Origin of the sequence: Inquilinus sp. 2KB_23 (assembly GCF_052115705.1) — a bacterium.
In the GTDB taxonomy this organism is placed as follows: domain Bacteria; phylum Pseudomonadota; class Alphaproteobacteria; order DSM-16000; family Inquilinaceae; genus Inquilinus; species Inquilinus ginsengisoli_A.
This window is the reverse complement of record NZ_JBFRHF010000013.1, coordinates 15,282-28,107: the sequence shown is the minus strand read 5'-3', so window position 1 is coordinate 28,107 and position 12,826 is coordinate 15,282. Positions and strand designations below refer to the sequence as shown.

At 65.8% G+C, this 12,826-nt stretch carries 11 protein-coding genes; 5 read left to right on the top strand and 6 right to left on the bottom strand.

The features are described from left to right. The first annotated feature begins 80 nt into the window (after positions 1–80). A complete protein-coding gene (locus AB4112_RS17765) occupies positions 81–1,172 on the top strand; it encodes a LacI family DNA-binding transcriptional regulator (RefSeq protein ID WP_441721536.1) in 1,092 nt (363 codons plus the stop codon). A 19-nt stretch (positions 1,173–1,191) separates the two neighbouring features. Here AB4112_RS17765 and AB4112_RS17760 read toward each other — a convergent pair whose 3' ends face one another. Then, positions 1,192–2,097: a helix-turn-helix transcriptional regulator gene (locus AB4112_RS17760; RefSeq protein WP_309794830.1), complete on the bottom strand. Its 906-nt coding sequence runs from the start codon at positions 2,095–2,097 to the stop codon at positions 1,192–1,194. Between the two features lie 922 nt (positions 2,098–3,019). Between AB4112_RS17760 and AB4112_RS17755 the strand changes: the two genes are divergently transcribed. Next, positions 3,020–3,979, top strand: coding sequence for a helix-turn-helix transcriptional regulator (locus tag AB4112_RS17755; protein WP_309794831.1), 960 nt, complete (start codon positions 3,020–3,022; stop codon positions 3,977–3,979). A 219-nt stretch (positions 3,980–4,198) separates the two neighbouring features. On the opposite strand, the gene AB4112_RS17750 is transcribed toward AB4112_RS17755, so the two are convergent. Further along, positions 4,199–4,825: a hypothetical protein gene (locus AB4112_RS17750; RefSeq protein WP_309794832.1), complete on the bottom strand. Its 627-nt coding sequence runs from the start codon at positions 4,823–4,825 to the stop codon at positions 4,199–4,201. Positions 4,826–5,531: 706 nt separating this feature from the next. Between AB4112_RS17750 and AB4112_RS17745 the strand changes: the two genes are divergently transcribed. From AB4112_RS17745 to AB4112_RS17735, 3 genes are read left to right on the top strand one after another with little or no spacing between them, the layout of a single operon-like run. Continuing rightward, entirely contained in the window at positions 5,532–6,785 is a 1,254-nt protein-coding gene (locus AB4112_RS17745; RefSeq protein ID WP_441721531.1) for a LeuA family protein, read from the top strand. Between the two features lie 51 nt (positions 6,786–6,836). Further along, entirely contained in the window at positions 6,837–8,585 is a 1,749-nt protein-coding gene (locus AB4112_RS17740) for a thiamine pyrophosphate-dependent enzyme (protein ID WP_441721528.1), read from the top strand. Positions 8,586–8,621: 36 nt separating this feature from the next. Further along, complete coding sequence (locus AB4112_RS17735) at positions 8,622–8,834, top strand: MEKHLA domain-containing protein (protein ID WP_441721525.1); 213 nt, start codon at positions 8,622–8,624, stop codon at positions 8,832–8,834. 53 nt (positions 8,835–8,887) lie between these two features. Here the strand turns inward: AB4112_RS17735 and AB4112_RS17730 are convergent, their stop codons facing one another. Genes AB4112_RS17730 through AB4112_RS17715 form a run of 4 tightly spaced genes read right to left on the bottom strand, consistent with a single transcriptional unit; the run spans position 8,888 to position 12,756 of the window. Continuing rightward, positions 8,888–9,901, bottom strand: a complete 1,014-nt coding sequence (locus AB4112_RS17730) for a zinc-binding alcohol dehydrogenase family protein (protein ID WP_441721522.1) — start codon at positions 9,899–9,901, stop codon at positions 8,888–8,890. Between the two features lie 42 nt (positions 9,902–9,943). Further along, positions 9,944–10,957 carry an ABC transporter permease gene (locus AB4112_RS17725; protein WP_309794837.1) on the bottom strand — a complete coding sequence of 338 codons (1,014 nt, stop codon included), beginning with the start codon at positions 10,955–10,957 and terminating at the stop codon, positions 9,944–9,946. Between the two features lie 58 nt (positions 10,958–11,015). Next, on the bottom strand, positions 11,016–11,999 hold the full coding sequence (locus tag AB4112_RS17720; protein ID WP_441721519.1) for a substrate-binding domain-containing protein: 984 nt from the start codon (positions 11,997–11,999) through the stop codon (positions 11,016–11,018). 25 nt (positions 12,000–12,024) lie between these two features. Beyond that, on the bottom strand, positions 12,025–12,756 hold the full coding sequence (locus AB4112_RS17715) for an ATP-binding cassette domain-containing protein (RefSeq protein WP_309794839.1): 732 nt from the start codon (positions 12,754–12,756) through the stop codon (positions 12,025–12,027). Positions 12,757–12,826 lie beyond the last annotated feature (70 nt).

Genomic DNA, 12,826 nt, shown 5'->3' with positions numbered 1-12,826 from the left:
GATTTCTGCTGAATTGCGTCGTTCTGGATCGGTGACGCATTGTTGCGAGAGACAGGACAATCAGGCCCGGGTGAGCATGGATGGATAAGCATGCGCAGGCGGCGGACAAGGCATGGCATTCCAGTCCGCGCATGACTGATGTCGCAAAACTGGCCGGCGTCGCGACATCGACGGTCAGCCGCGCCCTCGCCAATCCCGGCAGGGTCAACGAGGAAACGCGCCGTCGGATTGCAGCCGCGGCCGAGCAGCTGGGCTACATCCCCAACACCGCCGCCCGAAACCTGCGGGTGGGCAGGTCCACCATTGTCCTGGCTGCCCTGCCGGGGCCCAGCATGATCTTCGGCGCGTCCCAGATCATCCCTGCGGTGCTGCAGGGGCTTGCCTCGACCGTGGCGGAAGGCGGATTCGACCTCATATTCTCCAATCGCAACTCCCCGGCCGCCGCGAGGCATGTTGTCGACCTGGCCTTCGGCGGGACGGTCCGCGGCGTGATCGTCCTGGGCGCCGCGGACCTGCCGGCATATGGGAGCCGGTCTCTCGCCGACGCGGGCATCCCGGTGGTCTCGCTGCTCACGGACCGCAGCGCGGCCGGCATACCGAGCGTGGTCACCAATGATCGGGCAGCCATGCGCGAAGGTGTTCTCCACCTGATCGCGCTCGACCATCGATCCTTCTTCTACATCGCTGGCGAGTCGGGCAATTACCACGAGGTCGAGCGCTTCTCCGGCCTCCTGGACGCCCTGGCGGTGGTCGGACTGTCCGACCGGGCCGTCATTCGCCATGGCGGGCATCTCGGGTTCAACGAAGGCTTTCAGAACGGCGTCGAAGCCGCGCACGCCTATCTGGCGCTGGCGCTGGCACGCCGCCCGACCGCAGCCGTCTGCTGCGCGGACGATGCCGCGATCTCCTTCATCGGGACGGTCCGATCGAACGGCGTGGCCGTACCGGAGGATGTATCCATCATCGGCTTCGACGGAGCCGCGGTCGGAGCGTTCTGCGTTCCGCCCCTGACCACGCTGGAGCAGCCGGCGGAAGACCTCGGCGCCCAGGCCGCGCGGATCATGCTGGATCTTCTCGGCGGCGCCGCCATGCCAGCCCCCAAGACCACCGTGCCGAGCCGGCTTCTTCTCCGCGCCAGCACCGCCACGCCCAGCGGGCGCAGCGAGAGATAGATCACAGCGCCCGTTGCCGCTATCCCGACCGCGGCGTCCGGCCGAATTGCCGCTTGTAGTTGCGGTAGAAGGTCGAGGCGTTGGAAAAGCCGTGATCCAGGATCACGCTGGTGACCTTCTCCCCTCCGGCCTCGATTGCCCGATGTGCGGCCTCCAGCCGTTCGGTCATGATCATTTCGTGCAGCGAGGCACCGTTGCTGCTGATGACGCTGTATAGCTTCCGCTTCGAAATCCCGAACCGGCGGGCGATCAGATCCGCCCCCAGCGACGGGTGCTTCACATTGTCCGCTATGAACGGCCGTATCCTGCGGAACAGCTCCAGCCTGTCATTTCCGCCGAGACCCTCCCGGGCAATGTAATCCTCGAGCGCTCGTCCGATGTAGTCGAAGACCGGGATCCTCTCGGCGAGCGGGTCATCCGGGCTCAGGCCCTTGACGGCAAGCCTCGCGTGATTGGACACGTACTGCGCCAGCATGCTGCTGCCGAGGACAACGCAGCCCGCCGCCCCGCGCAGCCGTGATGGGCCCGGGGCCGCGATGTGCAGCCAGTCCACGACATGCCTCTCCTCCGTCGCCTCGCCCAACAGCAATTCGAATCCGAGATTGCCGTCGATGGCGACGACCGTGCCGGCGGTGAGGGCCCATTGCCGCTCGCCTGCGACCAGAAGTCCCGCGCTCCAAGCCACGAGCACGAGATAGTGGTCTCCATAGCGGGCACAGAGACCAGCCGGACGGCGGATTGCGCTCGGCCCGGAGCGGATGTGAATGGCCCGGTTGGCGCCGGCAAAGACGAAGCGAAGGATGGCGGGGGCAAATTCCCCCGACAGGGACTCGAGCCGGGAGTCGAGGAGCGGCTGACACAGACGCTGATAGTGCTCATCCGCGCCGGCACAGAGGATGGATCCACGGACAGAGCTATCTCGCATCTCTCACATTGCGGGGTGTTGCTCGCGGGAGGGTATGGTCGCCCTGCCCCCGTGCCGGGATTGGACCTCAGGATCGAGATGCATCCGTCCCCATGCCGGGCGGCAGTGCGTGCCCGAACCAGAGATGGGCTGGATTGCGTGGCTGGATCTCGGGCCGGCGATGCATTCGTCGTCGCCCGCACTCCATAGAAGGACGCCGTTGCCCCCTGAGTTGCCGCTGTCGCCCCGGAGTTACTTTCCTGCCACCAAACAGCTGCCTCACAACCCCACTCTATCCCCCAACCGGGTGAATAACTAATCGGAGTTCATTTAAATCACAAACTATTTTTCGACAGGCATTTGCGAGAATTAATGCCGATATTTTAGGCGATGAAAGAGCACAAATGTATAGCGTAGAGCGCTACAGCGCTTCCATCACGTCGAGCGCTAAGCCTTTATGAGTTCGCCTGCCTTGGCTTTGCGGAACGGACGACCGCGGGAACCGTGCCTGACCCCCAGGGGGCCGAAGAGACGTCCTCTCGCGACACAAAACACACGACCCCGCGGCTCCGGCCATGCCGAATCTCATGCCAAAGGATGAGCGACTCGCATCGCCGCGGGAGCGGGACGGAGCGAGGTGCCTCCGGGCCACGGACCACTGGATGGGCCGCCCAAAGGGCGTGGATGCAGATCCTCCGGTGCAGGTCCCTCCCTGCTCTGCACGAGACGGCAATGCCCTGCATAATATGGCAATATATCTGCGCGAGACGCGACCCCGAGGCCCGCGAAGGCCGCAAGCAACCCCAGTATACGGATGGTGGCGCTGGTCTCGGCCCTTCCTTCTCCTCTTCCGCCGCCCTGAACTGTCGCGACCACCGGGGTGACACTTGCCATGCGGGCGCCCTCGGCTCTCCCGCCATCCTGGTGACGAAAGAAGATGCTCATGCCTGATCGCGGCGGCGGACGCGTCACCACATCCGGTTCGATGCTGTACGAAGGTGGGGTCGACTACTTCCGGTCGCAGTTCTGCAAGCCCCTGCTGCATGCGGATTTCGTGCCGACGACCGATGCGCCATTCAAGATGACGGCCAAGCTCGGCATCGTCGATGACGACTACCGCTCGCTCCGGCTGCAGTGCACACCCGGCATTCTCCGACGCCGCAACGGATCGCGCCCGGCGCCGCCCCACTGTCTCATCATCACTGCCGAAAGCAATTGCGCGCTCCTCATCCAAGAACAGAGCATCCGGTTGAAGCCGGGCACCGCCGTCGTCATCGACGGCAGCTGCGAGTTCGATCTGATCCTGGAGAGAGATTCCGAGCAGCGCTGCCTGGTGGATTGGCTCCATATCGCCCAGGGCACCTCGACCCTCTTTCCTCAGATCGAAGCCAGCGCGATGGTCAATAGCGAAGCCATCACGACCTATATCAGGTTTCACAACGATCTGACGATCAACGGCCACGGCCCAGATCTCGCCGGCATCTCGCAGCCTCCATCCTTCGATCATCTGATCGAAATCATCCGCGAATACCTGCTTCGGACGGCTCTGCCGATGCAGCACGACAGCGACAGCCAGTTCTATGAGCAGATCAAGCTGTACATCAACGAGCAGCTGCGCAGCCGAGAGCTCTCACCGCACTTCATCGCGCAGCATTTCGACATCTCGGTCCGCAAGCTGTACGCCCTCTTCGAGCGCATGGGCATCTCCCTGCGCGAAACCATCACCGGCCTGCGGCTGGAGGCAGCCCGTCGCGACCTCGAATCCGGCACGAAGAAGGTGGCGACGATCCTCCTCGAACATGGCTTCGGCAATCCGTCGACGTTCTACAGGCTCTACAAGAAACACTTCGGCCAGGCGCCGCGGTCCGGGCGCGCGAAAGCCGCGAAAGGAAGCGAACGCTAGGCATCGACGGGGCGCCTCGATCCGCTGTGTTCCGGCGTCGTCGCCCAGCTCCGCGAGCGACAAGCTCACCGGATCAGCTCGACGAGATGGTCTCCGCCAACGGGTGACGGCCGCTATAGGGAACGATGGTCTCCTGTCGAGGGATCACGCTGTTCGCGACGGCGGCGCGGCAGGCTCGATTGAAACCGTTCGGCCTCATCCTGACGCATTCGGTCCCGCCTAAGCCCAGAGCAGGGCAACCGTCACGAACAGCGGCAGCCAGAAGAAGCTGGCCAAGCATAACGCCGTCAGAATCGGCCCCCAGCTCATGACCCGATCAGGCGGGAGGCCATCCTGGTCGGCATCCTGCCGCTCGCCGAGCGATCGGCGAATGAGGGCGATCTCGTCCGCAGCATCCAGCGGCCAATGGGCATCGGTCTCGGCCAGGAACAACTCCGCCACCGTGGTGATGTCCGTCCCGCCGATCCACCACCTGGCCTGCCGGATGCTGCCGTCCCTTGCCCACTCGACAACGGCAGGGCCATTGGTACGGTGCCGCTGGTGGTCCCGATACCAGTGCTCCTGGCGGCTGCCGTCCCGGCGATAGCGGACATATGCGGGACCATCGACCCTGTGGGCTTTATCTCCGTTGAACCACAGCTCCGACTTCATCGTGCCGTCAGGATGATAGAATGCGAGGCTGGCCTGGCCACTCAGCCCGAAGTCGGATCGGGTGTGCGGCCTGAAATCTTCCTGCTGCTGAAGCGCCACAGTCGACATCGCACTCAAGCGCGGGAAGCGAACGACATTGTCGCCTGCGATCGCCTCACTCGGCCGATCCAGAATGTTCTCGCATTCTTTTTCCATGATCTTCCCGCGATCCAGAAAGGCTGAAGGACAATTCTGTTCATTCAGAACCTGCGGGGGCAAAGGGGACGACGTCCGAAATTCTGCAGATTGTCTCATACTCCGTGCATCGGAATGCTTGCCGGCATCGTCGCTGCGGATTCGTCAGGACGCGGCAAGAGATCCCGCTCAACCCGCCTGGCACTCGGGAGGAGCGCAGAGACCATGGCGCCTGCCCGAGGAAGGTGGATGGCGCGCGGGAGAAAGGCGCAATCTTGGGCATCGCGCCACCGCAGATCCGGGCGTTTACGCCGCCCCTGCGGGATCGCCCGGCATCGGTCATTCACGATGAGGTTTCCCGGCCCGGCGATGACAGCCACGGCCACCTGGACGAGGCATCGGCAATCTCGCCCAAATTTACTTTTAATTCCCTTGGCGCAGCTGCCGCAATAATAGGCAGGAAACAGTTGCGACAATAGTCGCATTGATTTCGATAAAACTCCAAATCCCGCCTCCTCTTTTATCTTATTATAATAAAATTGGATGCACTTTTTGAGATAAGTATTATTTTGACTCTTAAAACTTCGATCACTTAAATAATATCAGACAAGAAAAACGGATAACTCCGCTCACACGGATCAATTTTCAATAACTATAGAACGTTTCTTCTAACAATCAGGAATTTATCTATAATTCTACTCTGTATTTTAGATCTAACACGGATCGATTGAAGGAATATGCGCTCTATGAATCAGACCCGGAAACCACTGGAAAAATAGATCACGACCTGAATGGGGACCCGATCATGGCGACAGCTTCAATTCACAGGCCGTTGACGATCTTTGATACGAGCTTGCGCGACGGCGAGCAGGCGCCCGGAAACGCCATGTCGCTACAGCAGAAGCTGCGCATCGCGCACGAACTGGAAGCGCTGGGGGTGAACACGATCGAGGCAGGCTTCCCGGCGGCTTCGGACCATGACTTCGCCGCCGTGCGCGCCGTCGCGGACGAAGTGCAGCAGACGAAGATTTGCGCCTTCGCCCGCGCCAGCCATTCCGATATCGAGCGTGCGGCCAAGGCCCTGGAGAATGCAAAGGCGGCGCAGATCGAAATCCTCGGCGTCGCGTCCGAGATACACCTCCGCCACAAGCGCCAGATCACGTACCAGCAGGCGCTCGATGAGATCGCGAGCGCCGTACAGTTCGCCCGGCGGATCGGCTTCGACGACATCTGCGTCGCCCCCGAGGATGCGACCCGGGCGGATCCGGGGTTTCTCGGCTCGATGTGCGAGGTCGCCACCCGGGCCGGCGCCACGATGATCCTGATTCCCGACACCGTCGGCTGCCTCCTGCCCGGCCGGGTGCCGGCCCTGATCGACACCGTGCGGGCGCACGTGCCGCCGGAGGTCAGGCTGGCCATGCACGCCCATGACGATCTCGGCCTGGCCGTCGCCAACACCCTCGCGGCCATCGAAGCGGGGATCGACGAGATCCAGGTGACCCTCTGCGGCATCGGCGAGCGCGCCGGGAATTGCGCCCTGGAAGAGGTCGTCGCCGCCCTGACGGCCCATCCGACGCATTTCAACCGATCGACGACCATCGACGCCCGCCGGGTCTATGCCGCCTGCCGGCTTCTAATCGAGAGCCTCGACCTTCCGATGGCGCGCGGCAAAGCCATCATCGGCGAGAACGCCTTCGCCACCGCCGCGGGAATTCATCAGGCCGCCATCATCCGGAACCCCCAGACCTATGAGTTCCTGGAGCCGGACATGTTCGGCGCCGAGCGCCGGATGGTGATCAGCCGCCACTCCGGCCGGCATGCGCTCAAGGCGAAGATCGAGGCGTTCGGCCTGTCGCCGACGCCCGGCCTCATCGAATCGATCTATCGGGAGCTGACGGCGTCGGAAGAGCCGGTGTGCAGCGACAGCAAGCTGCGCTCCCTGGTCTTGCAGAACACGACGGAATCGGCGCTGCCGGCCTGAACAGAGGCCCTTATTCGTCGCATCACAATTCCGTGAATACGAGGCGTTCGCATGGATATTCATCTGACGGAAACCGTAACCGGCTACGAGTCCCTGGTGGCAACGCTGGAGTCCTGGGGCATCGAGGTCTGTGCCGGCGTCACCGGCGGCGGCGCGATCCGCTTCCTGGAGAAGCTCCCCCCGCTTCACGCAGGCGAGGATACGGCCGACCACAACGAGCCCGCCGGGATGCGCTTCCTGTCGCTCGGCGAATATGCCTCCGGCTTCGTGCCGCTCGGCAGCTATCTGGCGTCCGGCCGCATCGGCGCCTGCATCGCGACGACGGGCGCCGCGACCAAGCTGCTGGGCTGCGGGCTCAGCGACGCCAAGCTGCACGACATCCCGGCGGTCTATATCGTCCCGGTCTCGCCGGACTCGACCGAAGGGCAGTGCCCGCTGCAGGACACCAGCCGCCACGGCAGCCACATGCTGGCGCAGCTGCGCGCGGAGCTGCCGGATGGCGTCTTCGTGCTGGACGACGCCGCGACCATGGAAAGGCAGCTTCAGCAGGCCCATGCCCAGCTGAAGCGCTGCAAGCCGGTCGTCCTCGTCCTGGACCATGGGGCGCTCAAGACCAGGATGGCGGCGGCCCCGCATCGCGCGCCCCCGCAGCCGGATCCGGCGCTCGCATCGGCCGAAGCGGATGCGTTCGCGGATGCGTTCTGCCGGCGCATCCGCGGCCGGCGCGTCGTCATCCTCGCCGGCGAGGAGCTGGCCCGCTACCCGGACGCGCCGCAGCTGACCTCTCGCCTGTGCGAGGCCCTGGGAGCCCCCATCGTCTGGAGCATCAACGGCGCCAACGGGGTCGAGCGCGGCAATCGTCGCGGCTACGGCTACATCTCCTTCGGCGGGAACGACGCGGCCATCCGACTCTGGCAGGACATCGGCGCGGACGACGTCCTGCTGGTGCTCGGGGCCTGCCCGGACGAGTACACGGTCAACCTGGCCCCCTATGCGGCCGGCGACACCTTCGTCCTCACCGGCCTCCCGGACGGCTACGGCCAGGTCGAGGGCGGGTTCGGGCACCGCGCCGGCGGCGCCTGTCGGCAGCTCGTCGCCCCCCTGGACGCGGCGCTCCGGTCCCTGCTCGGCCGGCTCGAATGGCAGCCGCCGGAGACCCTTCGGGCCGGGCCGGCGCCGGATGACCTCAACACGCGCCGGCCCGGGGGCCCGAGACCCGGCCATGCCGACATGGCCTCGCTGTTCCGGGCACTGGATGCGCGCTGGCGGCCGAACACCATCGGCTTCGACGACGTGTGCCTGGCCTACAAGGACCGCCAATACGTCGTCCAGCGCCCCCATCCGCATGCGCGCTTCTTTTCCCTCTATCGCGGCTCGGCCATGGGCAACGTGCTCGGCCTGGCCATCGGCGCCAAGCTCGCCGCGCCCGAGAGCCATGTCGTCGGTTTCACCGGCGACGGCTGCTTCCGGTTGTTCGCGGGATATCTGGCGGAAGCCCGCGATCTCGGGATCCTGCTGTTCCTGCTCGACAATGCCAGCTACGGCATCGTCGAGCAGGGCCTGCACACGATCATCCCGGACGCGCCGCCGTCGCACCGCCACATCCGCCTGGCCCGGATGGATTTTGCCGCCATGGCCGGCGCCTGCGGCTGGCGTTCTGCCTCGCTTCGTCCCGACCTCGCCAATCTGGACGACATCCTCGATGCCCATCACCGCGGCGCCGTGGGCTCCACCCTGGTCACGGTACCGGTCGATCCCGGGCACATCCTCGGCATCAACCCCCGTGCCGGCAACCTGTGACGACACCGCCCCGACCCGTGTCCCGGAGCAGGTCCCGTGAGCTTAGCCCTCGATCCCGACTTCCTCCGCCTCCTGGCCGGCAGCCATGCCCGGCTGATCGGTGCACCGCTGCTGCCGGAGGGCACCGGCTGCGACGCCGCCGAGCAGGCGCGCTGGCTGTATGGCGACGCACCCTTCTGCGTGCTGGCGCACGACACCGCCACCGATCCTTGCTTCGTCTACACTTTGAACGGCACGTTTCGGTCGTGACCGGTGCGAGAATGCTGGGCTGGTGCGTTTCGACGGTGGTCGCCTCGCGCAGATCACCCGATCTCGACCAGGGCCTTGACGAGCCCGCTCTTCTGGCCGGCCCAGCGCGGGAGATCGGCGAGCGCTCCGGCAAGGCTGGTCCGGTGGGTGAGGAGATGGTCCAGCGGGACGCGACCGGTTTCGATCGCGGCGACGACTCGCTCGAAATCCGCCCGCAGGGCATTTCGGCTGCCGAGGACCGTCATTTCCCGCTTGTGGAACTCGGGGTCCGAGAAGGCGATGGTCTCGGCCACCACGCTGACCAGCACGAGCGTGCCGCCATGGGCGACATGGCCGAAGGCGCTCTCCATCGAGGCCCGGCTTCCGGTCGCATCGAAGACCACGTCGAAGCCGTCGCCCTCGGTCGCCTGGCGGAGCAGCTCCGCCGACCCGTCGCCGACGCCGATGCCCCGTGCCGCGATCCGGCTCTTCAGCGCGAAGGCGAGCCGGTCGGCCTCGCGGTCCATGATCGAGACATCACCCCCCGCCAGACCGGCGAACAGCGCCGTGCCGAGCCCGATCGGCCCTGCGCCGATCACCAGAGTGCGGGCGCCACCCCCAAGACCGGAACGGGCGACCGCGTGCGCACCGATCGCCAGGAACTCGATGCACGCCGCCTGATCGAGCGTGAGGCTGCCCGCCGGGTACAGGTTGCGCTCCGGCACGGCGATCGTCTCGCACATGCCGCCGTCGCGATGCACGCCGAGCACCGCGATCCGGACGCAGCAATTGGGCTTGCCAGCGCGGCAGGCGATGCAGGTGCCGCAGGAGACGTACGGATTGACGATTACGGTGTCGCCAGGCGCCAGCGGGCTGCCCCCGGGTGCCTCCAGCACCTCGCCGGACAGCTCGTGTCCCATGATCCGGGGGTACTGGAGGTACGGGTGGCTGCCCTCGTAGATGTGGAAGTCCGTGCCGCAGATCCCCATGCGGCGCACCCGGACCAGCACCTCGCCCTCGCCCCGCTCGGGCTCCGGCCGCTCTTCGAGCGCCAATTCCCCGGGCGCCCGGCATATCACTGCCCGCATGGCTTCGTCCGTTCCTGAGGGAGAGCACCGGAGGCGTGGGACTCAGGCCCCGGCCTGCCGTCGCTTCTGCAGGTTGTCGAGATAGACCACGAGCGCGATCAGGAGGCCTTCCAGCACCATCTCCCAGAACGGGTCGATGCCGAGCAGGACCGCCGCATTGCTCATGGTGGTGAAGAGGATGGCGCCGACCACCGTGCCGAGCACGCTGCCCCTGCCCCCGAACAGGCTGGCGCCGCCGACCACCGCCGCGGCGATCGCCTGCAGCTCATAGGCGTTGGCCATGGACGGGGACGCGATGCTGAGGCGCGAGACCAGCAGGATGCCGGCGAGGGCCGCGAGTCCCGAGCTCAGCACATAGGCGATCAGCGTGATGCGGAAGACAGCGATGCCTTGCCGGCGCGCAGCCTCGGCATTCGAGCCCATCGCATACATGTACCGCCCGGTCCGGGTGAAGCGGAGCAGGTAGTGGACCACGACCCCGACCGCCACCATCGCCCAGAACAGATTGGGCAGGCCGGTGGTGCCGCGGGCGAACTCCTTCACCTCGGGCGGCAGGCCGCCGATCGTCATGCCGCCGGCCAGCAGCAATGCCAGGCCGCGATAGACCTGCAGACCGGCCAGCGTCACGATGAAGGGAGGGATGCCCAGGCGGCCGATCGCGGCGGCGTTGACCACCCCGACCCCGGCCCCCGCCGCCAGGGTCAGCAGCGTGGCGGGCACGAGGCCGAGGCCATGCCCGCACATCTGGGCGAAAGCCACGCCGCAGAACGCGACCACCGACCCCACCGACAGGTCGATGCCGGCGATGACGATCGTGCACATGACGCCGATCGCGACGATCGCCGCGATCGGCGTCTGCCGCATCAGGTTGTTGATGTTGCCTTCGGTCAGGAAGTTGGGCGTGGTCAGCGACAGCGCGACCCACAGTGCGACCGTGAAGGCGATGACATAGGTCTCGATCGGCAGGCGCCGGAGCAGCGCCTGAAGGGATCTGCCCGGCGTGCCGCTGCGAAGGCGCGGCCCGGGGCGGATTTGCGGGAGGGGCTGATCCGTCATCGGACCTCCGTGATGAAGGCGGGCGGGGATTGCTGCGGCAATCCCCGCCCGCGGCAGATCAGTTGCCCAGGAACGAGCCGAGCTTGCGCTTCGAGACGTCGAGCAGGCCGGCCAGCTTCGGGTCGTCCATGGTCGCCTTCGTCACCGTGCCGACGCCGGTGTCGACGTTCTTCGGCAGGCGCACGCCGTGCGCGGCGGCGTAGCCGTACCAGACCCCGGCGAAGCCCATCATGTACGGATCCTGGATGACCAGGGCGTAGACCGAGCCGTCCTTGAGATGCTCCAGTTCCCCGGCATCGGAGTCGAAGGCGACCAGGCAGAGCTTCGAACCGAGCTTCTGCTCGGCGACCGCGGCGCCGGCACCGGTGCCCATCTGCGCGTTGTCCGCGAAGAGGCCGACGAGGTCCGGGTCCTTCGTCAGCATGTCGGCGGTCAGGGTCATGCCTTCCGCTTCCTCGTTGTTGGCGACCCGGTTGCCGACCAGGGTGATGTCGGGATAGGCCTTCAAGCCCTCGACGAAGCCTCGGTCACGCGAATCCAACGATTCGTGACCGGCCATGGCGGTGAGATAGCCGACCTTGCCCGCCGCCTTCCCGGTCCGCTCCTTGAGGCACGCCGCCACGGCCTCAGCCGCAGCCTTGCCGCCGGCCTCGTTGTTGGTCGTGAGGAAGGCGGCGAATTTGTCCGTCTTCGCCCCGGAGTCGATGACGACGACGGGTATCCCGGCATCGGTCACCGCGGCGATCGGGTCGCCGAGGGCCTCGAAGATTGTCGGCGAGATCACGATCGCGGCGGGCTTCGTCCCCGCTGCACTCTCGAGGACGGCGATCTGGCCGGCGGCGTCGTCCTTGGGCGTGCCCAGCTTGTCGACCTTGACGCCGAGCTGCCTGCCGGCCTCCTCGGCTCCCTTGAACACCCACTGCCAGTATTCCGAGGTGGTCGCCTTCACGATCACCGCGACCGTTTCCTCGGCACTCGCCGGCGTCACGCCCGCGAGTGCAAAGATCGCCGCCGAAGCAGCCAGCAACATCTTGCGCATCATGGTTCCTCCCCGTTTTGTGCAGCACTCAGGCTGCCTTCTTCGATTCGCTGTAGCCGGTCATGTATTTGATGAGCGTCTCCTGGTCCGTCTCTGCCGCCGGCGTGACGTGGACGACCTGGCCGCGGAACATCACGGCGATGCGGTCCGCAACCTTCAGGATTTCGACCAGGTTGTGGCCGATATAGATGACCCCGACGCCATGGGCGGCGAGGTCGCGGGTATGATGGATCACGCGCTCGCGCTCCATGACCGCGAGCGCCGCGGTCGGTTCGTCGAGCAGCACCACCTTGGCTTTCCAATAGATCGCCCGCGCGATCGCGACGGCCTGCCGCTGCCCGCCCGAAAGCCGCGCCACGGTCCGGGCCTCGGGCGGAATCTCGCTGCGGATCCGCTTCAGCAGATCCGCGGTCTCGCGCCGGATCGTCCGCTCGTCCACGACTGGCAGAAAGCCGAACAGACGTCGCATCGGCTCGCGGCCGAGGAAGATGTTGGCGCCGATCGAGAGGTCGTCGGCGAGCGCCAGATCCTGATAGACGGTCTCGACGCCCCGTTGCCGCGCCTCGCGTGGCGAGGACAGGTCAAGCGGCGTTCCGGCCAACAGCATCCGGCCGGCATCGGGCCGGTAGACCCCGGAGATATGCTTGATCAGAGTCGACTTGCCGGCGCCATTGTCGCCCACCACGGCCAGGACTTCCCCGGCGTCGAGATGCAGGTCGACCCCGCGCAGCGCCTCGACGGGCCCGAAGCTCTTGCGCAACCCGGCGACTTCGAGGATTGGGCTCACGCGCTCACCGAAACCAGCCGAAATTTGGCGCCGACCATATCTT

Coding starts and splice junctions, on each gene's coding strand:
- AB4112_RS17765 (WP_441721536.1), top strand. CDS start 81: ATGGATAAGCATGCGCAGGCGGCGGACAAGGCATGGCATTCCAGTCCG.
- AB4112_RS17760 (WP_309794830.1), bottom strand. CDS start 2,097: ATGCGAGATAGCTCTGTCCGTGGATCCATCCTCTGTGCCGGCGCGGAT.
- AB4112_RS17755 (WP_309794831.1), top strand. CDS start 3,020: ATGCCTGATCGCGGCGGCGGACGCGTCACCACATCCGGTTCGATGCTG.
- AB4112_RS17750 (WP_309794832.1), bottom strand. CDS start 4,825: ATGGAAAAAGAATGCGAGAACATTCTGGATCGGCCGAGTGAGGCGATC.
- AB4112_RS17740 (WP_441721528.1), top strand. CDS start 6,837: ATGGATATTCATCTGACGGAAACCGTAACCGGCTACGAGTCCCTGGTG.
- AB4112_RS17730 (WP_441721522.1), bottom strand. CDS start 9,901: ATGCGGGCAGTGATATGCCGGGCGCCCGGGGAATTGGCGCTCGAAGAG.
- AB4112_RS17725 (WP_309794837.1), bottom strand. CDS start 10,957: ATGACGGATCAGCCCCTCCCGCAAATCCGCCCCGGGCCGCGCCTTCGC.
- AB4112_RS17720 (WP_441721519.1), bottom strand. CDS start 11,999: ATGATGCGCAAGATGTTGCTGGCTGCTTCGGCGGCGATCTTTGCACTC.